Genomic DNA, 24,557 nt, shown 5'->3' with positions numbered 1-24,557 from the left:
CGCTAAACATGCATGAATATACATTAATTTTTATAGGCACCCTCAAAAAAATCTATCTTTGGGGGTATGGACAAGAAGCACCCCCTCTACTTTACTATTCACGGTCATTTTTACCAGCCCCCTCGCGAAAACCCCTGGACGGGCGTCATCGAGAACCAGCCGAGCGCACGCCCGAACCACGACTGGAACGACCGAATAGCGAGCCAGTGCTACAGTCCCAATTCCGCGAGCCGCATCTTGAGCCCGCACGGGCATATCGTAGACATTGTCAACAACTACGAGTACATGAGTTTCAACATGGGTCCAACCCTCATGGGCTGGATCCGCACGAACACGCCGGATACCTACAAGCGCATCCAGGAAGCCGACAAGAAGAGCATCGAGCGTCTCGGGCACGGCAACGCGATTGCGCAGGTCTACAACCACATCATCATGCCGCTTGCAAGCGAGCAGGACAAGCGCACGCAAATCCGCTGGGGTATCGAGGATTTCAAGTTCCATTTCGGTCGCATGCCCGAGGCCATGTGGCTTGCCGAGACCGCCATCAACTTCGAGACGGTGGTGGAACTCATCAAGGCGGGCATCAAGTTCACCATCCTTTCGCCCACGCAGGCCGATAGCTTCCGCAAGTTCGGCGACGAGGAATGGACCGGGTGCAGCAACACCGACATCGATACGACGCGCCCCTACCGCGTGTACCCGCGGGACAAGGACGGCAATCTCGTATGCGACGGATACCTGGATGTTTTCTTCTACAACCCGTGGCTTTCTTCTGCCGTAGGGTTCGAACACCTCCTGCGCGATGCAGGCACGTTCGGCAGGCGCATTGCCGACGCCTGGGACGAGAACCGCGAAGACGCGCAACTCGTGAGCATCGGTACCGACGGCGAAAGCTACGGTCACCACGAGCCTTTCGGCGACATGTGCGCCGCCTGGCTCTACAACCGCTACGCTCCCGAACACAAGATGGTGCCGGTGAACTACGGCTGGTTCCTCGAGAAGTTCCCGCCGCAGCACGAGGTTATGCTCAAGAACTTCTACGGCGAAGGATGTGCATGGAGCTGCGCCCACGGCGTGGGCCGCTGGTACCGCGATTGCGGCTGTTCGACCGGCGGCGGGCCCGACTGGAACCAGAAATGGCGCGGACCCCTGCGTGACGCGTTCAATCACCTGAAAAAACTCGCCGACGACGTGTTCGTGCGTGAGTTCGAGAAGATTTCGAAAATCGGCCCGTGGGATGCCCGCAACAACTACGTGCAGGCGCTCGTCGCACCCGAAGACAAATCCCGCGTGGAGCAGTTCCTCAAGGATACCGTCAAGGAACCCGAAAACGAGGCCATGTGCGCGAAGGCGATTCGCCTCTTGGAAATCCAGAAGTTTTGCCTGTTCAGCTTCACGAGCTGCGGTTGGTTCTTCAACGATATCGAGGGCCTGGAACCTGTACAGAACATGCGCTACGCCCTGCGTGCCATGGAACTGCTGGAACCGTTCCTGCCGTTCGGGCACAACATCAAGAGCGAGGTGCTGAGCATCCTTGCCCGCGCCACGAGTAACGAACACAAGTGGAACGGAGCCGAGGTCTTTACGCGCTACGCCGAAGACGCGGTCCCCGTAATCCTCAAGGAAATGGCCGAACGCGCCGCGATATTCCACCTGGAACTTGAACAGGATTCCGACAACACGAACTCCCGCATGAAGGCCGAGAAGATTTCTAGCCGCAGGCGCCAGACACTCGTGCGCGTAACCTACGAAGACAAGTTTATCGGCGAAAAGCGCGAGACGACAAACCTCGTGATTACCGACGCCCTCGGGCGCGTGAACATCGTGGTGGCGATGGGGAGCATCGAGGAGAACGGCCTCAAGTTCGTGGAAAACCCGAACATGGGGACCATAGAGCTCAGGAACCTGTTCCCGACCGCCTACGTGGTGCGTATGCGCGACCTCATGAGCGACTCGCTGCAGACCATCAACAAGCGCAGCACGCAGAAACACCTTGCGAGCCTCACGGAATCGTTCTCGAGTTTCGCGCTGAATCACGGCATCTCCATCGACAGCCTTGCCGACCCCGATCACACGCTGCCCGACACCATGCGAAAGATTCTCTCGCTCGAACTCAACGCCCGCATTCACCACGAGGCGCTCAAGCTGCTCGAAGGTCCGGACTCTAACCTCGTGAAGGAAATCCAGGGGCTCATGGACGAGGCGAACAGGCTCGACACGAACCCGAGTTTCGGCGGTACGGGCCGTATGTTCTTCCGCAAGCTGAGTGCCCTCATCGACGACGTTTACGCCAAGATCGACGAATCTACGGTCAAGTACATCACCGACCTCATCACGGTTGCCGACTGGCTCAAGCTCGGCATCGACAAGACGAGCCTCGAGAACAAGGTATTCAAGATTTACAAGCAGTTCAAGGAAGACCCGAAGGGCAAACTTGCTGCGCTCAAGCCCATGTTCGGCTGGCTCAACTTCGAGGTGGACAATGTATAGGAAGTCCAGCAAACCGCTCATTTCCGCACAGGAGATAAACGAACGGCTGGACACGCTCGGCAAGGACGTGGCCGCGTTCGGGTGCGATATCGTAATTACCGTACTTTCGGGCGGATTCATTTTCAGCGCCGATATCTGCAAGCGTATCGCGACGCCGAAACTGCAACTCGCCTTCATACGGGCATCTAGTTATGGCAGCGGCACCGAATCGAGCGGGAGCCTCAAAATCACGGGGCTCGAGAACATCGATATCCGCGGCAAGAAGGTGCTCGTGATAGACGACATTCTCGATACCGGCAACACGATGTTCGGAATCAAGCAGGCCCTTGCCGGCATGGGCGCGAAGGAAATCAAGACCTGCGTGCTGCTCGACAAGCCCGCCCGCCGTACCGCGGACATAACCGCCGACTTCGTGGGTTTTGAGATAGAAAACAAGTTTGTCGTGGGCTACGGGCTCGACTACGCGGGCGACTACCGCACATTCCCCGAAATCTGGACGATGGAGGAAGACGATGGCAAGTAACGATTTTGAAGACGTCAGGCTGCATGCCACACAGACATTCGAAGCCGTCGAACGCAGCTACAACAAGATAAGCCGCGGCAAGCGATTCCTTATCAACGCTGCCGTGTGCCTCCTGTTCTTCATTGCGGGCTTTATCGTGAGCAAGGTCATAAACGACGTGCCCTCGCAGGGAATCATCGAGAAGGTGGCAGCGCAGCCCGACCTCAAGAACAAGTGCAAGGGCCGTTACGACCGCCCGATGGAATACGCCATCATGCACGAATGCGTGTTCGCGAAGGGCACGCCTTCCGATGACGTAAAGCTCGTGCAGCGAATCAACTACTGCACCTGCGCCCTCCAGAGCGTGCAGGCGAAAAAGCCCTACCAGAAGATGTTCGAGAACAACCTGGTCGACTTCACCTTCAAGATTCGCGAAGAGAACCTGTGCCAAGAAGAAAAGAACATTCCGGTGCTAGACAGCAACGACGCGGAGAAGTAGCAGACAGGCGGGGCGGGCGGTTGCACGATGAATACAAACTTGCAAAAAGCGGTTGACGGAACCCGCATCACTCCGGTGGAAGCGCTCGATATCCTAAAAAACGCCCCGTGGACTGAAGTGGTGGAAGCGGGAGACGCGATTCGCAGGCGCATGAACCCCGGAAACCGCGTGGGCTATACCGCGTTCCGCATCGTGAACTACACGAACGTGTGCGAGGTGACCTGCAGCTTCTGCAGTTTTTGCAGGCCGGCGCATAGCCCGGAAGCGTACGTGCTTAGTTTGGACGAAATCCGCCGGAAGACTCTTGAAGCGAAGGCGAAAGGCGCCGACCAGATTTTCTTGCAAGGCGGCGTGAACCGCGAAATCCCGCTCAACTACTATACAGACGTGCTCAAGATGCTCACGCGCGAGATGGGCGTGAAGGTACGCGGATTTTCGCCGGTGGAACTCGTGCGCATCGCCGAATTCAACAACATGCCTCTCGACGAACTGCTCGACGTGCTGAAGGAAGCGGGCCTGAGTTCCGTTCCGGGAGCAGGCGCCGAAATCCTCAGCGACCGCATGCGCCAGATGCTGAGCCCGAGAAAACTCCCCGCACAACAGTGGTGCGATACTCTCGCCGCCTGCCACAGGAAGGGTTTACCCGGGAGCGCGAACATCGTCTTCGGGAGCGTCGAGACCGCAGAAGAAATCATCGAGCACCTGAACTACGTGCGGAGCACGCAGGACAGGGCGCCGGACGCCGCCCACGGATTCAAGAGTTTCGTGGTATGGACGTTCCAGCCGCAGACCGACAAGTTCCCCATCCGGCACGTGCGCGGCGACGAATACCTCAAGCTGCTCGCGCTCAGCCGCATATTCCTCGACAACATCCCGCATATCGAGGTTTCGCTCCTCGGGATGGGCCTCTCTCTCGGGGAACTCGGGCTCCATGCCGGCGCCGACGACATCAACAGCATCGTGATAGAAGAAAACGTACTGCAAAGTCACGGCCTCACCACCATCGAGGCGGCCGAAAAGTTCATTACCGACGCCGGTTTTACCCCGTACCGGCGCAGTTTAAATTTTGATTAAAGCATAAAAAAACCGGCCCGTTTTTTCAACGGCACCGGAAATCACTAGAGAGAGATATCTAAAAAAAGAGCCGAGCGTCGATTAGGCGCGTTTGGCGTACTTCTTGAAGCTCTTGACCAGCAGGGCAGCGAGAATGCAGTACATATTAACCTTTCTATCCTTTATTTTTGCTTTTTATCGCCGTTTTTCACTTCTTTTCCAAACAGCGCGCCAAAATTAACAAAAATTTACTAACGCGTCAAGGGGAAAAATTATATATATTTAAATAATTTACCCACTCCATTTTTTCTCGCATCCCTACATCCCTCGCCCTCTTCCCCCGAACGCCCAATTCGAATCCTTCTCGTTGGTTTTCTCCCTGAAAAATTGGTATTTTTGGGGCATGAAACAGATTATCGTATTCTGCCTCGTCCTGGCTGCCATAGCCTCCGCGCGGCCTTCCCTGCAACTCGACAGGGAACGCGTAGAAGCGGGCAAGACCTTTGGACTGCAGCTTGTATACCCGTTAAGCGATTTGCCCGAAAACAGGAGCGGTTTTTCCATCGACACGCAGAACGGTTTCACGTTCCTTGGCATGGACAGTACCGACCAGGTGATGCGCCCCAGCATGGAAGAAATGTTCAATTCCTTCTGGGGAGGCGGAAGCCGCGGCGCCTACAAGGCCCGCATTTACACCTTCAAGCTAAGGGCCCCCAAAAAGACAGGGCGCCTGAACATCGGCAAGGTCATGATCGAATTTGACGGGCAACGGCACCCCATCTCGGACGATATTTCCATAAACATCCAGCGAGCCTATAGCGACGATGCGCTCACAGTAAGCCTCACCCCAAGCAAGCGCACCATTTACGAAGGCGAACAGTTCTACGTGACACTAGGATTCTACGCCTACGAGCACTTCCAGGGCAACCTGCAGGCGACCGACATGAACACGGGCAACGACTTCATCGTCCACAGGAGCGATATAGCCGGCATCAAGTTCGAACCCGTTGAGAATAACCGCCGCGAATTACAGGCGAGTGCAAAGTTCGCATGGCTAACCCCCACCAAGAGCGGCAACCTGCAAATTCCGCCGTTCAAGTTCAAGTACACCAAGCGCGGCGAACCGAAGATTGTCGAAGAAAACAAGCAGATGGGCGGCATGTCCTTCCATTCGCAGAGCATCCGGCAGGAATCCGTCGAAGCCGAAACCCAGACCCCCACGGTAAACATCACCGTGAAGCCGCTTCCCACCGAAGGCAAGCCTGCGGACTTCAGCGGGATGGTGGGTAACTACAGCTTCAGTGCCGACTTTGACCGCACCGACGTGAAGGTGGGCGAAGCGCTCACGCTCTCCGTGGACATCAAGGGCGACGGAACGCCCGGTACCATTACCGACCCGAAGTTCCCCGACTTCAGCGACTTCCGCTCCGTCCCGCCCGAAAACAGCATCAGCAAAAAGGTCGCGGGCAGCAAGGTCATTACCAGCAAGAGCATAAAAGTTTTCCTCTACCCCAAAAAGAAGGGCGACTTTACCGTACCCGAGATTACCTACAGCTGGTTCAACCCCGCAAAGAAGAAGTACGAGACAGCAAAGGCAGGCCCCTGGAACATCCATGTGGAGAAGGGTGAAAATGCCCCCGAGGCAGTATTCCAGAACCCCGTCGCCGCAAGCGGCCCCGCCGCCGTGCAAAAACAGGAAATCGAATCGCTAGGTTCGGACATCCGCTTTATCCACCAGGTCAAGGGCACAGGCAATACCGCACCGTACAAGAGCATCCTTTACTGGGTTCTGATGGCGGCCGCCCTTCCCTTCTATTTCGTCGTGACATGGATTATCCGCAAGCGCCGCAAGCACAATAGCGACACGGCCCTGGTACGCAAGGGCAAGGCGAACAAGATGCTCAAGGCCCGCTTCGCAAGCGCCCGTGACGCCCTGGCGAAGGGTGACGCGAAGGCTCTGTACGCCGCACTCGAAAACGGCCTCATCGGCTACCTGAGCGACCGCACCAACCTGGAATTCAAGGGCATGACCCGCCCACAGATGAAATCGAAACTCGAAGAACTCGGCGTGAAGGCAGAAACCATCGAGGCCATCGACAGCTGGCTCGAAAAGTGCGCCTTTGCGCGGTTTGCCCCGGTGAACCCGAACGAAAGCGAGCAGAAGCAGATGCTTGCCGACGTAGAAAAACTTTGCGAGGAGATCGACGTATGAATTTCATGAAGTACATTTTTCTGGCACTTTGCATCGCTGCGGCATCGGCCGTAGCCGCCCCCGACTGCGCGGGCATTGACGCCGGCACGAAGGCCTATAACGAAAGCGATTTCGAGCGAGCCATCGACGAATGGCGCACCTGTGCCGACAACGGCACACCCGATGCCGACCTGCTTTACAACCTGGGGAACGCCTACTTCAGGAGCGGCAGGATTGGTTTCGCCATCTTCTATTACCGTTCGGCCCTCAGGCTGCGCCCGGGTGACGACGACATCCAGCACAACCTCAAGTTTGCGCAGGCCATGACCCGCGACAAGGTGGACGAAGACGAAGAAGAGAACCCCATCCTCTCCGGCCTCTTCAAGTTACACCACGCGCTTTCCCTGAAGGCCCAGCTCATCACGCTGCTTGCTATTTTCTGGTTCATTGCGCTCATCGGCATTGCCGGCCGCATCGTCATCGGTGAACGCGCCAAGAACATCTGCACGGGCGCCATATTCGTGCTCACTGCAATTTTCTGCGTCATCGGTTCCAGTGCCGCCTACAAGATTTTCGTGCTCGAAAAAGACATCTGTGGAGTTGTCACCGCAACCGACGCCGACGTGACAAGCGCCCCGAGCGACAAGTCGCAGACGCTCAATACGCTTTCCGAAGGCACCACGTTCGAAGTCATTTCCGAACAAGGCAACTTCGCAGAAATCCGCCTCGGCGAAAAGATCAAGGGCTTCGTGAAACTCTCCGAAGTGGGGATTATAAAGTAATACTTCGGCTAACTACGTTAGCCTTGCGCACCCACAATTAATTAAACTTCAGCAGTAGTGCAATTTCGAACTGCAGTATCTGCCGCAGGTGCGGAGTCTCGTCATCAAGCTTTTCGTGAATCTGGCGGTATTCGATGTAGCTGCTCATCGAGGCCATCTTATTGAACTGGTAGCTTGCGCTCGGACGGATAAACCATTCGTGTGTCCGCGAGGGCACCGTACGGTCCGTAAGCTTCAGCTCGGGCTTGTAGGCTGCATCGGGAGCGTTGACGCTGGAATCGAAATTCCACTGTTTAAACACCCCGTCCGTACCGGACTCCTTATTCCACATGCTGTAGTTCTGATCGGGATTATATTCCTTGCGAATCGTCTTGTTGTAGTCGTAGCCCGCAGTCAATTTCAGGTCCAGGTTATTTTCAAGCTTGAAATACCACTTCCAAATCTGGAAGCCCTTTTTGAGCTTGAGCGGATAGGAAATCGTAAAGTCGTCCCCGATGTTTATGGCAAAATCGTTGTAAAGCGACGTATGTATCCACGGAGTTTCCCAGAAGTAATCGGAGGTATCGGCGATATTGCCCGTAGAATCCGGCCAACATGGGAGCCCGATGACTTCTTCCTTCGGACGTCTGTCTGTCGTCTCTATCTTGAATCGAACGCTATTCTCTATCTTCAGGTTTTTCTGAGTCAAGAAGGTCACGCGGATGAGCGGATTGAAGTTTATCTGATGCGCCCAGGAATCTTCTGCGCTCTGGAACGGCTTCACCGTCGTCGTGTAGGTATAGTCAAACCGATGGACCGTGCTCACGCTCTTGAAGCTATTCAACAGAGGAATCCTTTGCGCAAAGTTCGGGACCGTCACGCCCACACCGATCTTCGGCCACACCGTCGTCGTATCAATGTAAAGCGGGTATTCCCTGGACTGCGCGAAATCTTCTTTCCACTGCAAATCGCCGGTAATGCCGATATCCCAAATAGGCAGGGTAAAGCCGGAACCAATCTGGAAGCTACGGGAAACCGCATGGCGGAAGTTGCCCTGGTAGACAAGGGTATCGACATCCTTGCTGCGGTATTGGCCGAACCTTTCGAAATCACCGCGCGAAGTAAGTCCCATATCCCCGGATACAATATTCCACAGGCCACGATTGCGGTAGCCGTTACCAAGGCCTAATCCGTATAGGTAATACTGGAAGGGTGTCACGCCCTGCTGTTCGTACAGCTGTGCAAGTGTAAAGTTTTCACCGATGGTATTCGTGCTGGCCGTCCAGTTCATGCGAATTTCGCGCCACTTGATTTTTTCAAGAGCCTTCACAGCCATGGATTCCTTTCCGAACAATTTAACAAGGTCGACAATCTTGAGCGTGGGTGTGAATTCAAACCGGTTCGTCTGCGAAATCGTCCAGTAATTCTTTTCGAGCGTCTTCTGGTTCATGAAGTCAAAGTCATCAGGAATTGTCTTTTGCTGGTTGAAGTCAGAAGTAAATCCCATGTTGAACGGCAGGAATGGAATCAGGCGAGGATTGAAATTGACCTTGAACTGCTGGTTTCTAGAACGTTCGTTGCGGAGAATGCCGTAGGACTTGCCATATTGGCGACTACCGACGCTATCCACCTTGTAGAACGTGGTGCTATCATAAAGAATCGTGTAAGAATCCGGATTGGACATATCGATAGCCATATCCTTGCCCGAAGCATCCTTCTTCGGAATCGTATCCGTCGGGATAATCACGAGGCTGTCGCGCGAAATATAGACCTTCCTATCGGTATGGTCGTAATCGAAAACATACCCGCTAGCAAAAAGCCCGCCTTCATCAGTGGTAAAGAAGTTTTCTTTCACGAAGCCTTCGCGGTCACCGCCACCATACATGTCGCGCTTGATATTCAACGAGTAGCTCGTAGAAAGGAACGACAGGATGTTCCAGCGCATGTTGAGCTTATGCGTGAGGTCCGCCGTATAGGTGACGACCTTGTCCACCTGCGGTTCCACGAAATCCGGATCTCGCACCTGGTTCACGTAGCGGACATAGTTCAAATCGAACAGTGTCACATCGAACGTCTGCGGCCAAGGTTCGAACTCCGTCTTGGAGAGCGCCTTCAGGATTGCGTTTTCGGAATTCGCAAGCGATCCGAACGGCTTCATCTTGAACAGGCTGAACGTTCCAAGCTTGTATTCAAAAACCGTATGGTAAGCATACGTAGAATCTGCCGCCGTAGTCGCGCGGCCTTCGCTCTGCTTGAAAGAGTAGCTCGCCGCGGGGCGTTCCAGAAGCATCTGCGACAGCACCTCGCCCACCTTGGATTCAGAAGCCTTGTAGCTCTTGCTGTAGCTGATACTGAAGTTCTTCTCGCGCGTGTAGGATTCATAGCCCTTAGACTTGGCTTCGTCACGCAGTTCCTGTTCCTTCTTGTCCGAAGTCACCGAGAGTTCGTTCTGGAACATGTCCTTCGTAAGGTTGCCAAACCCGCTATGTTCGAGCGTCAGGTCATCGGAAGGCTTCATGTACGGCCGCTTCGTCGAGCTTCTGTAGCCCAAATTCATCGGGATGCGGAATCCCAGGCTATCCGGAAGGAACTTGTTCAAATTGACCGACACGTCGGCCGACACGTCCAACTGCGAAGCTGCCTGCGACGCCTTCGGCTTCGGGGACCCTCCCGTCGTCGACAGGGTCGCAAAGTTTCCATCCTGATAGCGGACGGCGCCCGAAACGGAGAGGAAGTCCGCAAAGTTCACCTGTCCCGAGGTGCGCGCCGCATAGCCCCATTCCGTATCCATATCCGACAGCCTGAGGTCATCAATCCAGAACGTTCCCTTGAGATCCGCCGGCGAGGCATTCGAATCCGCGATAATCACGAAGCGCATCCAGTCGATACTTGACACGGTGGGGTTACCGACCAGCTTAATGCGTTCATCGCGGTCACCGCCCAGTTCCCTCACGACCGGTTCCAAAAACGGCGGATGCCGACCCTGCTTCAGGTCAGAGAAGTCCGAGACATTCATCGCAAACGCGTTGTCGAGCCAGTTCTGCTCATGGCAATCCTGGTCACGTTCCGACGACGAACATTCGTATTTCACCGGGCGGAAGCTCCATTCATAATAATCCGAAGAACCTTCAAGAGATCCCGAGCCAAACTGCATCGCGAAGCGCACCGGAACCTTCTCGGCCTCGGTTACATAGTGTATTTCCATCTTCAATGACTTGTAAGACGCAAGGTTTTTCTTGTCCGTTTCGAACAGGCGCGTCACGCCCACTTCCTGCCCCGGATTCATATTCTGGTAATCAAGGACAAGGGATGTTTCCTTGAGCGGCGCGTTTGTTTCGGAATCCCGCTCCGTCTTGGTATTCGGCGACTTGAAGTAAGTATTCGCATTCTCGCGGCTGTTAATGGTCGAAACCTTTATGTAGCTGGTATCCGATGTCGATACATTTTCCGAAACCTTCATCTCGTTGCCATTTACGCTCACCACCTGCGAATTCTCGTTGGAAGACGTCTTATAGAAATCCGCAACCGTAGTTTCTTCCCAGGCATTGCCAACGACCGCAAGACCCACGACCTGGACCTTCGCCTCCGCGACACCCGGATTCAGTTTTCCAATCCAGAGACGAGTGTAGAGCGCCTGAGCGAGGATCGACTTGTAGCTGCTCCCCGTCGAAGACACGAGCGTATCATACTGGTTCAGCGGGATGCGCCACTTGCGCCAGCCATTCTTCAAGCGGTCAAAGTTCGCCTCGTTCGTATCAGAAAGATCTATGCGGTAGCGGACGAAGCTAATGTCGGTATCGAGAGAACCGTTCTTGTTGATATCCTCGGTATCGTAGGTGCGTTCACCCGAGTTGTTTTCAGTACCGTTAATCGTTACCGGCGGGTCGCTGTCGTCATCCAGGTTCTCGTCGAAGTTGTCCAGCGAGATATCCGTCGTCGGTCCCGCATTGCGAGAATTGACTTCCGAGGAGATACATCCAGAGATTCGGCAATCCCACACCTGGCGTTTTTCGTCTGCACCGCTAGTCCCGTCCAGGCCCTTGTCATGAAGTGCCGTCGTAGAGCCCAAGTCATTTTCGCCATTATAGAACCCGTCAGGTTCGTAACCATTAATGGAAAGGTCTTCGCTGACCTGCCCGAGATCGAGGTAAAGCGAGCCTACGTTTCCGCGAGCCACAATCTCGATATACTTCATCTCGCTCATGTCCTGGTAGTAGGCGCTGTTCGGACGCATGATGCCGCCCCACGAATTTCCCACCAGGTTGTCGTTCGCACGGAGCGTCATCTTCAGCACGGTCAAGTGCTGGTTATCGACATCGGAATTGCCCACATTGGGGTAGATGTACTTGTAAAGTTCCGTGTTATTGCTGTGCCAAATGAATTCGCCCTTGTGGCGGTAATCCTGATTCTCGATGTAAGTCGAAGGATTAGCGGACACACCGCCCGGAGGCGACGCATGATACCAGGAGAGCCTCGACAGCGGATAGGTCAGCCCCGAGGAGGTCGCTTCGAAATCTTCGACAAGCGCTTCGGCGTCTTCGCTCGTATTCGCATTGTGGCGGCTTCCGGCAAATTCGGCTTCGAACCTCCAGCTGGACTTTGCTTCCGTGTTAATGCCCGGAATCTTATTCACGAGGTCCGTAAACACCTGGACCGTATCCTGGAGTCTCAGGTTCATGCCCCACAGGAAACTGGAGAAGGGTTCGTTTCCGAGAGTCGGCGTCTTGGCTGTCGTGCTCTGGCTCTTGTAGAGAGCCGTAATGCCAAAGAGGGATCCCGTGCCGAATCCGTAACGTTCCAGCGGCAGTTCCGCGCGAGCACCGAGCAAAAGCTTGTTGTCTATTTCGAACAGGGGTTCGCATTCGAACTTCACCTTGATTTCCTTGTTCGGGTCAAGAGCCCGTTCGCTCAGGAGTTCGATTTGTCCCAGTTCGTAGTTCACCTCGTAGTCGACTCCCCGCGTAAGGACCGTGGAACCGGAAGTCAGCTTTTCCGTGCCCGGCGAAATATCCATACAGGCACTTCCACTCACGGAATAGCTGGAGTTCGGGTCTCGAACGCTGATAGTCGAGCTCCGGCGCTTGCCCACGGATTCAAAATAGAACTGGCTCGTGTAACGGTTCAAGTTGTAAACAGGCAGCGAATACAGTTGCGATACCGCGTTCGAGGAATCCAGCAGGCGGAACGGTTCAAGGCAGTTCGCACGAGCGCGCTCCGTCGCATTCGGTCCGCTATACTCCGACAGAGGCTTACACGGAAGCCACATTTCACCCGTATAGTTGCCGCTCGCGTCCTTCTTGAAAATCGTAGCGTCGCTCACGAGGGGACTTCCGGTCGAAGTGTCCGCCACCCCTAGAGTCTTCAGGAACGATCCGGCCACGCCCGACTTGTTCTTCATGCGCAATACGAAGCTGCTGGCGCTCGCATCCGAGATACCGATGCTATACACGTTACGCAGCATCAACTTGTCGATGTCGGTCAGTTCGGCAAGTGTCGCATCCCACTGGATAAGGACGACGCGTGCGCCGTCATTTACCGTTGTTCCAGTCCTTCCCGTCCCGTCGTTGCTCCAGCTCGCAGCGAGAAGCGTAGAACGGGTCACCCCGTTCACCTTCACGATACCCGTCTTGGGGTCGTAGGTGAAATCGCTCGACGGAATCTCGACCATGCGTTCCACAGTCTTCTCGACCGTCTTGCCGTTCGGAGCCTTGTAGACGACCGTGATATTGTCGATGACATCCTTCGACGCGTTCATCGCGCTACGCTTGTAGAGCTTGAGGTTCGTCGCCGGATAGTTGGAAGTCGTCCGCCCCGCGATACCCGCATTGATGTAGGCGCTACGCGCTTCATGATTCAAGAAGTAATAGCGGTAGGCAACAAACTGCTTGTCGAGCACCTGGAATTCGGTCGTCGTCTCGCTCGCATTGATGGTGTATTCTTCCTGGCTTCCTCCATCCTGCGAAGCAATCGTCGTGAGTTTCCAGTCGCCCAGCTTCCAGTCAGCCTTGATACCGAACAGGCCCTGATGGTTCTCCGAGTAACCCGTCAGTTCGGTACCCGAAAGCGAAAGCGAAGTCGTACCCGCTTCCACGCGCTGCAAGATATAGTCTTCGAATTCCCCCTTGAACGATTCCTCGTAGACGACGCGCACCTGGTTCTGCACCCCCAGGCCGCTTTCGACATTGTTGACCTCGACCGTGATGTAGGGACCGATCTTGCCCTTCACCATGAAGCTCGGTTCATATTCCAAGGTCGGCGAAGGCCAAAGGCTCGTCTTGGTGCTTCCCTCCGCGTCATCCAGTTCGCCGTAACCCTTGAAGCGAACGTTCATCGTTCCCTGGAGCATGAGCTTCGGCTTGTCGAAGCCGAAAGTTTTCATCCACGCAGGCATGTTCACCGGGATGGTGATATCGAACATAGAACCCGTTTCCGGAGCCTCGTACCCGCCGTCACGCTGGCCAACAAGACTGCTGAGCCAAAGGTTCTTACGGCCAATGTCGTACATGTCGGCCACGTAATCCGTGAGTTCAGGGTAATGCGCCGTCCAAAGAGTCGTCGTGTCGCGCGAGACACTGTTCACGCGTTTCTCGCTCACATCCAGTTCGCGGGTCGCCATGTTGATGTCATGGCTGAACACCTGCCCCCTGTTCGACTTCATGAGCATGGGCGAAGAACCCACGCCGCCAAAAGGCAAAAGACTGTTCAGGGGATATGTGGATGGAGGCAGGGGGAAATAGTCCAGTGTCGGCTGCCATTCCGTTTCGGCAGGATCCTGGGGCTGGGCTTCATCCGCATTTTCCGTTGCAGGAGCAACGTCTGCAGGAGCGCTCTCCTGAGACCACGAAATGCCGAACGCCGCAAGGCAAAGGGCAAGCAAACCCGTCGGGGCTTTATGTCCAAACTTCCTAAAAAGCAACAGTCTTAAAATACAGAATTCGGCGGCGCCAAATCCAGTAAAAAAGTTGATTTTGCGGTAAATTAGAAAATTATAACAAGGGAGAAGCTACATAAAAAGGAAATCCCCGCAAAATGCGGGGATTAAATCCTTGAATCGGGAGGTTGCTCCGAGACGTTAGATGAACGCCTCGATACCGCCCTTGCACTTCTCCCAGCTCGAATTCTTCTTGCACAGGAGTTCCATCATCTTGTCGTAGGTCGCCGTGTTCGAGAAGCCCTTCCACAAGCGACGTTCCACGGATTCACCGCTATCCTTGTCAATCGTGGTAATCGTGTCGTAGTAGGCCGGATTATCCTTGAACTCGTTAATCAGGATGCCCTTCAAGTCTTCCGTATAGATCCTGGAAGCGTACTTGAGGATGGATTCGTTGAAGTTGAGTTCGTTCTCGACGAGCCATTCGAAATCCTGGATAGGATCGCCATAGACGAGCCAGTGCTTGAGAGCGAGTGCCACGACGAGATCCCTCACGGCGCTGCGGAAGATGAACTTGTCTTCGAGGCGGCCATTCCAGGTAATCTTGGTCAGCGGGTTATCGTCGTTGGCTTCGATAGAGACACCCTTGCCCGGAGTTACGCGACGAATCTTGATCGGGAGACGGCTAAGAAGCTGCCATGCCTTCGTGAAGGCAATCGTCTTTCGCACGAAGTCCTTTTCCTTGTCCGGCGAAACGCGCACGAAGGCACCGAAGCAACGCTGGTAAAGCGTTTCCTTGTCGAAGATGCAGTCGCTGCTGCGGCATTCGCTGAGCTTGCCGTCCATCATGAACAGAGTCTTCGCAAGTTCCGGGCGCATGCGCACTTCGAGCTTGCGGGTACGGGCCTTGAGGCGCACGCCGTCCTTGTACACGTAAGTAAAGCCTTCTTCCTGGTAACGCTGCCAAATGAAGAACTGCAGGTCGTCAGCGGCACGCAGGTGATAGCTGAACACCGGGTTCTGGCGGTTGTTGGCCATGGTCACCTGGTTCAGGAAGTTGTCGGCACCGGGGTACGGCACCACGACCTTCACCAGGACCTGCGGGTTCACCGGCTTCTTGCTTCTCTTTGCATAGGTTTCATAGGTAAAGAGCGACTGGGCGCCGTTAATGATCTTCGGACGTTCGATCACGAGGACCTTCTTGCCGTCGCGTTCCTTCGCACGGAGGTCATCGCCCGTAAGGGTCATGCCGTTGTGCAGGAACGGGAAATCGTCCACGTTCACGTTCTCGTCGTCGTTACGTTCCATGGTCTGGAAGGCGTCGATGAGGGCCGCGTTCGTATGCGTGAGGTTACCGAGATAAGTACGGATGTTGCTGCTGACAATCGCCATGTTGTGCTTCGTCTTGAGGCGCTTGCCAAGAGCAACGTGATAATCAAAGATCGTGCGGATGGGGCAGAATCCGAGGAAAAGTTCACCGTGGTCGCTCGTGAGGTGAAGCGGTTCGGACTCCATCACGATTTCGAGCTTGTCGTCGGCACTGCGAAGATCCTTGGTAAGGTCGTCATGCTCGGCCATGATTTCAAGCTTCGCCTTGACTTCGTTCTTCCAGATGGCAAGCTTGCGGCGCATGTCCTTGAGGGTGCGTTCGAGTTCGGAATCAGTGAGATCGCGGCTTGCCTTGGTACGGAGAACCGTAATCTGGAGCGTTTCCATGTAGGGGCGGCTAGCCGGCGTATCTTCGTCATCCTCTTCGTCGCCGTCAGAAATCTTCTTTACATCCCACGGGTCAGCCTCTTCGCGGAGCGAAAGGAAGAACGGGTTCGTGGGGTCGCTCGTGCGGAACACTGCAATCTGCAGCTGCTTGAGGTCGGAATTCAAGTGGGCCACCACCTTTTCGAGGGGGGTATCCTCATCCAGGAAGATGAAGAACTCCATGAAGCCCTGTGAATACTGGAAGCCGTGGAAACAGCCGTTCTCGTCTAGGTTCAGATGCCGGAGTGCCTTGATTCGGTCGTTGGGATCGTTGGGGTTCAGACTCAAGAGGCTAGCGACGAATGCTAAGCGGCGTTCCTGCGATTTTGTTAGTTCCATTTTTTCCTCAATGATTCTTCTTGCGGCCCACCATATTTAGATATATAATAGACCACTTCGGATTTCGCACACTAAAAATAGTTTCAAAACTACAATTTGAGTAAAAAAATAATAAATCTTTTTGTAAAAAGACCAAGAATACCCCTAAAAATAATGCACAAATGAGCAAATTCCAATCAAAAATATCTTTTCCGGGCATTTTCCCCCGCGGATTTCGTCAAAAAAGCTATGATTTAGACGAGAACCAAAACGATCTAGGAGTGCCGTATGAATTTGCTTGATATCATCACCAAAGCCAAGGCCGAAAAAGCTAAAGTGCTGGACCTTTCGCAGAAGGAACTCCGGCTGCTTCCGCCTGAACTTTTCGAAATCGAAACCCTCGAAGAGCTCAACCTGGACCGCAACAAGCTGGTCGAAATCCCCGACGAAATTGCAAAGCTCAAGAACCTGAAGAGCCTTTCGGTGAGCGAAAACGACCTGATGGAGCTTCCCGAGACAATCGGCGAGCTCAAAAACCTGGAACACCTCTACCTGGGCTACAACAGCCTCTCGGAACTCCCGAGTTCCGTCGGCAACCTCGAGAATCTCCGCACGGTAAACATCGCGAAGAACCAGATGCTGGACCTGCCCCTCGAAATCGGCAAGTGGACCAAGGTCGTGAAGCTGTCCCTCCACGACAACATGCTTTCGGAAATTCCGGCCTCCATCGGCCGCATGAAGGGTCTCGTGAAGCTCTACCTCGACAACAACGACCTGACGGCCATTCCCGCATCCATCGGCAACCTCGAGAACCTCGAGATCCTCATGGTGTCGGGCAACAGCCTCGGCTCCGTGCCTTCCGAACTGGGCAACCTGAAAAAGCTCCGCGAACTCGTGCTGGACGCAAACCAGCTCGATTCTCTGCCGGACACTCTCGTCCAGTGCGATTCCCTGGAAACCGTATCCATTGTCGAGAACCCGATGGAAGACGGAGTCCCTCGCCAGCTCCTCGACAAGAAGGGTCTGAAGATAGACCAGTAGCCTATGCGCATGCGCCTGTGGCCACTTTTACCTATAGCCCTCCTTGTCGGCTGTAGCGATTTTCTTTCGCCTGTCGAGAGCACGCCCGAACCGACGGAATACGAGTTCAACTACTGGCTCCTGCAAAGGACCTACCTCTACGAGGACGAGCTTGCAGGTCTCCCCGAGAAGGGCGATTCCGTGCAGGCTCTTTACGGGGCGCTTTCCGATCGCTACACACGTTACGTGGAGCCCTCCCGAAGCGAAGCCGTCACCGAATCGCGCAACACGAGCATCATCACGGGCGATATCGGACTCGAATACATGGAAGATTTCAGGTTCGAGCACCCGCTCTTTGTCTATCGCGTCTATCCCGAAAGCCCGGCGGCGAAGGCCGGAGTCCCCAGGTACGGGAATATCATATCCATCAACGGGACCGAACTTAAAGGCGAAGACGCCTACAGCACGTTCCGTGCCGTATTCTCGCAATCAGCGGATATCGTCCTCGAAATCGCATTCGACGACAGCGTCACAGTCTACAGCATGCACCGTGAGAGCATCTACGCGCCGACCATCTTCGTCGACACCATCCAGGGAACGGAAGTCATCTCCATCCGCGAATTCAAGCCGAACACCATCGACCGCGAAAAAGGAACCTACGGCGAACTCCGAAACCACCTGGATTCCACGAAGGGCGACACCTCGGTCCGCATTATCGACCTGCGAGGCAACCCCGGCGGGCATGTCGACCAGTGCATTCCCATGGCAGACCTCTTCGTCCGAGCCGGGACCCTATCGACAAGGTCATGGTCGACCTTCGACGCGAGCGGCAGCCGCATCCACATGCAGCGCTCTATCCATGCCAAGGGAGGCGACCCCGGAGAATCGGGCAAGTTCATTATCCTGGCCAACAACGGAAGTGCCTCCTGCGCAGAGATTTTCATTGCAGCCGTCCGCGAGCTTACGGATATTCCCGTCGCAGGAACCACCACCTACGGGAAGGGCATCGGGCAGTCGGCATGGACCACCGTCGCAGGCGGGCTCGCGACCATCACGACCCTTGAGTTCAAGACTCCCAACGGGAATTCCTACCACAAAAAAGGAATCGTCCCCGATTACCCCTGCAAGGAAGGTGCGACCATATCCTGCGCCGTCGACGCTATAGGCACCCATTTTCAAAAATCCTTAAAAAAGGGATATCACGGCCTCCATGCACAAGAACCCACCATACTCAGGCTTAATTCTCCCGACACAGCCTATTCCGGTGGCGCATGGACGGAAAACTTGCTATTTTAGGAAAAAAGGAGACCCGCATGAACGCATTCAAACACATTGCTTTTTTAGCATTTTCATCGCTAGCGCTATTTTCGATAAACGCCTGCACAACGACATCGGGGACATGGCTGAACGACCCGTTCAACAATGATTTCGACAACCTGGCCGAAGATCAAAAAGAACTCGTTTACAACGGATTCCTGCTTCAGTCTTTCTACGTAAACGCCTCGACCGAACTGAGGGACGCCGATGTTTACGATGGCAAGGGAGCATCACACGGCTTTTCTCCGGACGATTACGAATACCCCGACGTATCGTACATGTACAGCACCATAAACGACAACTACACCAACTACTACAGCCCCCGCATTGCCGACCGGATTATCAACCTGCTGACCTACTCGGAGACCGCAATCGGCATCGGTGCAAAGGTCAAGCCGTATACAAGCCCCTCCTGCGCCGAGACGGATGAAACCTGCAGCGATTCGGTCACCGTGTTCGAATTCTCCCAAGTCTACAAGGGCGGGCCGGCGGAAGCCGCAGGCATCAAGAAAGGCGACATTGTCGTTTCCGTCAATGGGACAGTCCCGAACACGGTAGACGCATTTGACAAGCTGACCACCGGCCAGGAAGGCGAAAAAATCACCCTGGAAATTTCCCGCGATGGAGACTCCCGTGAAATCGTAATCACGCTGGCGCCCTACATCTCGCCCACCGTCTTTGTTGATGACTACAAAGGCATTCCCGTCATCACCATTTCCGAATTTACAGACACGACAACGCTCGCTTCCGGCACCTATGGCGAATTCCTCGAGGCTCTTGAAGAAACCGACGGAGCGCCGTCCACTATCATCGACCTGCGCGGGAACCCCGGCGGAAGCGTCGATCACTGTCTGAATATTTCCGCCGAACTCGTCTCCAAGAACGACACTCTGGTCACCATCATCGAGCACGGGCTCGACGAAGACTACGAAGCCGTCGTGGATACGGTCACCTACACAGCGGATTCGGACGGTCTCGGCAAGGGACGTTACTATGTATTCCTCGCCGACACCGGTAGCGCCAGCTGTGCCGAAATCATGCTCGCGGGTGTTGCGCACAATACCAAATCCCCGATTGTTGGCATGGTCACCTACGGAAAGGGAATCGGTCAATCATACCTTGGAACCTACGCAGGGGGAATCGCAGGCATCACCAGCATGAGAATCATGGACAAATACGGCAAGAGCTATCACCGGTTCGGATTTGCTCCCGATTACGAGGAAGCGGACCCGGACAAGGCTCTCGAGAAGGCCTATTCCCTGGCAGAGGATGCAACCGCCGTCGGAACCGTAAGCTACGGGACGACGGACTTGGGACACTTCACGCTGCAAAAATCCCAACGCGGGAACAAGAGCCCCAAACGCGGCGGAGCGTTCAAGATACTCCGCAAGCCCATTGCAAAACCGGCGCCGCTCAAGTAGCCTTCACGCCATAACGGAAAAGGACCCCGAATGGGGTCCTTTCCTGTTTACTGATTTCCGTTTGCTTAGTTTGCAGCAGCGGGAGCGGCCTCGGCCTTCGGGGCTTCGGCAGGCTTGGCTGCAGCCTTGGGAGCAGCCTTAGCCTTCGGGGCTGCCTTGGCAGGCTTTTCTTCCTTGGCAGGTTCAGCGGCGGCCGGAGCGGCGGCGGCATGCGTATCGATGAGTTCCATTTCGAATACGAGCACGCTGTTGCCCGGAATCTGCGGGCCACGTCCGTGCGGGCCATAGGCAAGGTCACTCGGGATCCATGCGGTCACCTTCTCGCCCACCTTCATGAGCTTGAGCATTTCCGTCCAGCCCGGGATGACGGCGTTGATCGGGAATTCGAGCGGTTCGCCACGGTCGACGGAGCTATCGAACTTGGTTCCGTCGAGAAGCGTACCGGTATAGTGGACCTTGACAACGTCGGAATCGCTAGGAACGGCGCCCGTACCTTCGGTAATGACCTTGTACTGGAGGCCGCTTTCCGTCGTCACGACACCTTCGGCAGTCTTGTTGGTGGAAAGGAACGCTTCGCCAGCGGCCTTGCGTTCTTCATTGGCGATGCTGTCCTTCTTGTTTCTTTCTTCCTGGTTCTTCTGCTGGAGTTCCATCAGGTTTGCAAACACGACAGAGTCCGTCATCAGGTACTTGGCGGAATCCTGCATGTAGCGTTCCTTAAATGCCTGGATAAACACATCCACATCCAGGTCGATAGAATCACGGGTCACCAGCTGGAAATGGGCCTGGTTGCCGAAATGGGCACCGAGAGCGTAGCTGTACTTCTCCTTGTCCGTATTGAGGGAGGTCTTGGCGGCCTGGCCCTGAGTACAAAACTGGTCGCATCCCGTCATCATAAGGGCAAGCGTTCCAGCAGCAACTATAAATTTAGTCTTCATAGAGTCCTCTTTTTTGTGTGTTTCTTATCACACTCTTAAAATAGCAAATCCAGCATGTTTTTTATCATGCAAAACTATTTTTTACATGGCCTTTTTCATATATTATGGGCAAAAACAATCAAGGTATACTGAACATGTGCGGAATAGTCGGCTACATCGGCCCAAATGATGCTTTACCCATCCTCGTTGGCGGTCTCAAGAAACTGGAATATCGCGGTTACGACAGTTCGGGCGTCGCCCTCATCGAAAACGCGAAAATAGAGATTGTCCGCGCATCGGGCAAGATCAGCGCCCTCGAAAACAAGCTCAAGACCACCCATATTGGCGGAAACATCGGCATCGCCCACACCCGTTGGGCCACCCACGGAGCACCGACCGAGGCAAATGCCCACCCCCACGTGAGTTACGACGGCAAGATTTCCATTGTCCACAACGGAATCATCGAGAACTACGCAACCCTCAAGGCGAAACTCATCTCCGAAGGCGTGCAGTTCAAGTCCGAAACCGATACCGAAGTCGTCGCCCACCTCATCGCGAGGTTCTACAACGGCGATCTCAAGACAGCCGTGCTCAAGACTCTCGCCAAGATCGAAGGCACGTTCGGCCTCGCCGTCATCTGCAGCGAAGAACCGGGTACCCTCATCGGAGCCCGCCGCGGAAGCCCCCTCATCCTCGGAATCGGGACCAACTCCGAATTTTTCCTTGCGAGCGACGTTTCGGCAATCATCAACCATACGCAGAAAGTCGTCTACCTCGACGACAACGACGTGGTGCAAATTAAGGACGGCGCCTACTCCATCGTGAACATGAACAGCCACGAAGTCCAGCGCGACGTTCAGGATGTGGAATTCGATGCGGACGCCATTGCGAAGGGCGGATTCGCGCACTTCATGCTGAAAGAAATTTTCGAGCAGCCTGAAGTGCTCCGCAATACCATGCGCGGCCGCCTGCTCGCCGCCGAAGGGAACGCGAAACTCGCGGGCCTCGACACGAACATCAAGGAACTGAGGAACATCAACCGCATCATCATCACCGCCTGCGGCACAAGCTACTATGCGGGCATGGTCGGCGAATACATGATCGAGGACCTGGCGGGTGTTCCGGTGGAAGTCGAATACGCATCCGAGTTCCGCTACCGTAACCCCATCATCAAGCCGGGCACGCTCGTGCTCGCCATCAGCCAGTCCGGCGAAACGGCCGACACGCTTGCGGCCCTCAAGGAGGCCCAGCAGAAGGGCGCGACCGCTCTTGCGATATGCAACGGCGTGGGCTCCACCATCGCCCGCACGAGCGACGGCGGCGTGTACCTGCACGCAGGTCCCGAAATCGGCGTGGCGAGCACCAAGGCGTTCACCAGCCAGGTGACCGTACTTGCGATGATTGCACTCTTGCTCGGGCGCCAGCGCAGGCTCAGCTTCGAAACCGGAGCGGACATCGTGAAGGCGATGCAGGAACTCCCCGCACTCGTAGAACAGACACTGCAGCTTTCGGACCAGATTGCGGGCATTGCGCAGAAATACGCGAAGGCGAACAACTTCCTGTATCTGGGCCGCCACTTCAACTACCCCGTCGCCATGGAAGGCGCCCTGAAGCTCAAGGAAATCAGCTACATACATGCCGAAGGCTATCCCGCCGCCGAAATGAAACACGGTCCCATCGCCCTAATCGACGAGAACATGCCGGTGGTCGTGATTGCCCCGAAGGATGCGCTGTTCGACAAGGTCATCAGCAACGTGCGCGAAATCAAGGCCCGTGGCGGACGCGTCATTGCAGTCACCACCGAAGACTGCAAGCCGCTCGACGAGTTTGCGGACCACCTCATCAAGGTACCGAAGACCATCCCGATGCTCATGCCTATCGTGACATGCGTTCCGCTACAGCTCCTCGCCTACCACATCGCGGTTCTCCGCGGAAACGACGTGGACCAGCCGCGCAACCTCGCGAAGAGCGTGACGGTGGAATAAGGCAAGCCCCGAGGCTATTTGATTTTCTAGATTTGGAATCATGACCGAAATCGAGGAACAGGAAGATTACGAAGTCCGAATCGGCTCCTTTAACGGGCCGATGGACCTGCTCGTGTACCTTGTCCAGAAGAAGGAAATGTCGCTGGACCAGATCCCGATTGCAGAAATCGCGGACGACTTCCTCGCATGGGTCAACAAGATTGGAGTGACCGACCTCTCGAAGGCGGGCGACTTCCTGTATATGGCGAGCCGCCTGATGGCCCTCAAGGTTCAGGAACTGCTCCCGGCAGAAGAACGCGACCCGGAACTTGTCGAGGAATACAACGCCGACCGCGAAAAACTGATGCAGGAAATGCTCGAGTACCAGCGCTACAAGCAGGTCGCGGGCGGGCTCCAGGACATGGAAGGCAAGAACTTCGGTACCTACAGCCGTGGCCGCCTCGAAAAGACGCAGAGCGACGAGGACACGCTCGCCGACGCGAACATCTGGCAGCTTTTCCGCGCGTACCAGAAGAGCCTCAAGACAAAGATTTCGGATACGGTCCACCACATCGAACTCGACTACGTGACCATCCAGGACCGGCAACAGGCAATAAACAACTACCTCTCGGTAAACGGGCGCGCACTCTTCGAGGAACTGCTCGACAACGACAGCCACCCGATTGTAGCCGCAGTGACCTTCATGGCGCTTCTCGAGATGATAAAGACCGACGAGGTGGTGTTCCGCCAAAGCGAACTGTTTGGCCCCATCTGGATTTACCGCAAGAAGAACAACCCGGACTACGCCGAAGAAATGGCGCACGAAACCGTTTTCTATTCGAAGGACCCGGACGTAAAGCCCGGACTCGTCGAAGAAATCCGCAACATGGCGCTGGCCCGCTCGCAAGCAGGCAGCGTGGGCGATATCGCCGCCGTGATGAAGGAAGCCGTGCTCTGGACGACCCGCGGGCGCGAGGTGACCGAGGAAAACCTGCAGGCCATGCTCGAAGGGCGCGAAGACCTAAGCGAAGTGCAGGAGAACCCGTTCGCCGAGATGATGAAGGAAGACGAGGCCGCCGAGGCGGCGATGTCCGGCGCTCCTGCCGAAACCGCACCAGCGGATGGTTCGACGGGCTCACCAACCGATGTACCGGTTGAAAGCGAGCCGCCGACAACCGAAACGGTTGCGGAATCTTCAGTAGAAATGGAGATGCCCGAACAAGTCGGGCATGACAATGAGAAATGGATCGCCACGCCTACGGCTCGCGATGACGTGAAAGAAGAACCGCAGCCGTCAGACAACATGAGCGACGAGGAGTTCGAGGCGTTCATGAAGAAAGCCCAGGCGTTCTACGACACCCAGGCCGAGGAAACTCACTCAAACGAAGACATCGCCGGAGAATCCGACGATGACGACTTCCCGTCCATAGAAGTCCATTCCGGCGATAACTGACGAGATAAACTTCGGCAAGCAACGC

At 55.2% G+C, this 24,557-nt stretch carries 14 protein-coding genes; 11 read left to right on the top strand and 3 right to left on the bottom strand.

What is annotated here, in order from left to right:
• Positions 1 to 66 precede the first annotated feature (66 nt).
• The 6 genes from B2952_RS12520 to B2952_RS12495 all read left to right on the top strand — a co-directional run bounded on the left by B2952_RS12520 (position 67) and on the right by B2952_RS12495 (position 7,517).
• On the top strand, positions 67 to 2,490 hold the full coding sequence (locus tag B2952_RS12520; protein WP_290733414.1) for a DUF3536 domain-containing protein: 2,424 nt from the start codon (positions 67 to 69) through the stop codon (positions 2,488 to 2,490).
• Positions 2,483 to 3,013 carry a hypoxanthine phosphoribosyltransferase gene (gene hpt, locus B2952_RS12515; RefSeq protein ID WP_290722557.1) on the top strand — a complete coding sequence of 177 codons (531 nt, stop codon included), beginning with the start codon at positions 2,483 to 2,485 and terminating at the stop codon, positions 3,011 to 3,013. The genes B2952_RS12520 and hpt overlap by 8 nt, the downstream gene beginning before the upstream one ends.
• Entirely contained in the window at positions 3,003 to 3,491 is a 489-nt protein-coding gene (locus tag B2952_RS12510) for a hypothetical protein (RefSeq protein ID WP_173380827.1), read from the top strand. Before hpt ends, B2952_RS12510 begins: the two co-directional genes overlap by 11 nt.
• Positions 3,492 to 3,518: 27 nt before the next feature.
• Positions 3,519 to 4,565 carry a CofH family radical SAM protein gene (locus B2952_RS12505; RefSeq protein ID WP_290733412.1) on the top strand — a complete coding sequence of 349 codons (1,047 nt, stop codon included), beginning with the start codon at positions 3,519 to 3,521 and terminating at the stop codon, positions 4,563 to 4,565.
• A gap of 382 nt (positions 4,566 to 4,947) precedes the next feature.
• Entirely contained in the window at positions 4,948 to 6,756 is a 1,809-nt protein-coding gene (locus tag B2952_RS12500) for a BatD family protein (RefSeq protein WP_290733410.1), read from the top strand.
• The gene (locus tag B2952_RS12495; protein ID WP_290733408.1) at positions 6,753 to 7,517 is read left to right on the top strand and encodes a tetratricopeptide repeat protein; all 765 of its coding nucleotides are present in this window, start codon (positions 6,753 to 6,755) and stop codon (positions 7,515 to 7,517) included. The genes B2952_RS12500 and B2952_RS12495 overlap by 4 nt, the downstream gene beginning before the upstream one ends.
• A gap of 37 nt (positions 7,518 to 7,554) precedes the next feature.
• On the opposite strand, the gene sprA is transcribed toward B2952_RS12495, so the two are convergent.
• A complete protein-coding gene (gene sprA / locus B2952_RS12490; protein WP_290733406.1) occupies positions 7,555 to 14,412 on the bottom strand; it encodes a cell surface protein SprA in 6,858 nt (2,285 codons plus the stop codon).
• A gap of 156 nt (positions 14,413 to 14,568) precedes the next feature.
• Positions 14,569 to 16,461, bottom strand: coding sequence for an AIPR family protein (locus tag B2952_RS12485; RefSeq protein WP_173364912.1), 1,893 nt, complete (start codon positions 16,459 to 16,461; stop codon positions 14,569 to 14,571).
• A gap of 267 nt (positions 16,462 to 16,728) precedes the next feature.
• On the opposite strand from B2952_RS12485, the gene B2952_RS12480 reads away from it, so the two are divergent.
• The 3 genes from B2952_RS12480 to B2952_RS12470 are packed head-to-tail and all read left to right on the top strand — an operon-like array spanning position 16,729 to position 20,198.
• On the top strand, positions 16,729 to 17,481 hold the full coding sequence (locus tag B2952_RS12480; protein ID WP_173380823.1) for a leucine-rich repeat domain-containing protein: 753 nt from the start codon (positions 16,729 to 16,731) through the stop codon (positions 17,479 to 17,481).
• Positions 17,482 to 17,490: 9 nt separating this feature from the next.
• The gene (locus B2952_RS12475) at positions 17,491 to 18,756 is read left to right on the top strand and encodes a S41 family peptidase (RefSeq protein WP_290733404.1); all 1,266 of its coding nucleotides are present in this window, start codon (positions 17,491 to 17,493) and stop codon (positions 18,754 to 18,756) included.
• Between the two features lie 17 nt (positions 18,757 to 18,773).
• Positions 18,774 to 20,198, top strand: coding sequence for a S41 family peptidase (locus tag B2952_RS12470; protein WP_290733402.1), 1,425 nt, complete (start codon positions 18,774 to 18,776; stop codon positions 20,196 to 20,198).
• A gap of 65 nt (positions 20,199 to 20,263) precedes the next feature.
• Here the strand turns inward: B2952_RS12470 and B2952_RS12465 are convergent, their stop codons facing one another.
• Positions 20,264 to 21,136, bottom strand: a complete 873-nt coding sequence (locus B2952_RS12465) for an FKBP-type peptidyl-prolyl cis-trans isomerase (RefSeq protein ID WP_173364916.1) — start codon at positions 21,134 to 21,136, stop codon at positions 20,264 to 20,266.
• A 134-nt stretch (positions 21,137 to 21,270) separates the two neighbouring features.
• Here B2952_RS12465 and glmS point away from each other — a divergent pair, with 134 nt between their 5' ends.
• Entirely contained in the window at positions 21,271 to 23,100 is a 1,830-nt protein-coding gene (gene glmS / locus B2952_RS12460) for a glutamine--fructose-6-phosphate transaminase (isomerizing) (protein WP_290731085.1), read from the top strand.
• Between the two features lie 40 nt (positions 23,101 to 23,140).
• Positions 23,141 to 24,532, top strand: coding sequence for a segregation and condensation protein A (locus B2952_RS12455; RefSeq protein WP_290733400.1), 1,392 nt, complete (start codon positions 23,141 to 23,143; stop codon positions 24,530 to 24,532).
• Positions 24,533 to 24,557 lie beyond the last annotated feature (25 nt).

This window comes from Fibrobacter sp. UBA7003 (assembly GCA_002449765.1).
Lineage (GTDB): Bacteria > Fibrobacterota > Fibrobacteria > Fibrobacterales > Fibrobacteraceae > Fibrobacter.
This window is presented reverse-complemented; position numbering and strand designations above follow the sequence as displayed.

Excerpts from the sequence above, each read along its gene's own strand:
- glmS (WP_290731085.1), top strand. The coding sequence starts at position 21,271 with ATGTGCGGAATAGTCGGCTACATCGGCCCAAATGATGCTTTACCCATC.
- B2952_RS12520 (WP_290733414.1), top strand. The coding sequence starts at position 67 with ATGGACAAGAAGCACCCCCTCTACTTTACTATTCACGGTCATTTTTAC.
- B2952_RS12495 (WP_290733408.1), top strand. The coding sequence starts at position 6,753 with ATGAATTTCATGAAGTACATTTTTCTGGCACTTTGCATCGCTGCGGCA.
- B2952_RS12455 (WP_290733400.1), top strand. The coding sequence starts at position 23,141 with ATGACCGAAATCGAGGAACAGGAAGATTACGAAGTCCGAATCGGCTCC.
- B2952_RS12485 (WP_173364912.1), bottom strand. The coding sequence starts at position 16,461 with ATGGAACTAACAAAATCGCAGGAACGCCGCTTAGCATTCGTCGCTAGC.
- B2952_RS12480 (WP_173380823.1), top strand. The coding sequence starts at position 16,729 with ATGAATTTGCTTGATATCATCACCAAAGCCAAGGCCGAAAAAGCTAAA.
- B2952_RS12505 (WP_290733412.1), top strand. The coding sequence starts at position 3,519 with ATGAATACAAACTTGCAAAAAGCGGTTGACGGAACCCGCATCACTCCG.
- B2952_RS12500 (WP_290733410.1), top strand. The coding sequence starts at position 4,948 with ATGAAACAGATTATCGTATTCTGCCTCGTCCTGGCTGCCATAGCCTCC.
- B2952_RS12465 (WP_173364916.1), bottom strand. The coding sequence starts at position 21,136 with ATGAAGACTAAATTTATAGTTGCTGCTGGAACGCTTGCCCTTATGATG.
- B2952_RS12470 (WP_290733402.1), top strand. The coding sequence starts at position 18,774 with ATGAACGCATTCAAACACATTGCTTTTTTAGCATTTTCATCGCTAGCG.
- hpt (WP_290722557.1), top strand. The coding sequence starts at position 2,483 with ATGTATAGGAAGTCCAGCAAACCGCTCATTTCCGCACAGGAGATAAAC.
- B2952_RS12510 (WP_173380827.1), top strand. The coding sequence starts at position 3,003 with ATGGCAAGTAACGATTTTGAAGACGTCAGGCTGCATGCCACACAGACA.
- B2952_RS12475 (WP_290733404.1), top strand. The coding sequence starts at position 17,491 with ATGCGCCTGTGGCCACTTTTACCTATAGCCCTCCTTGTCGGCTGTAGC.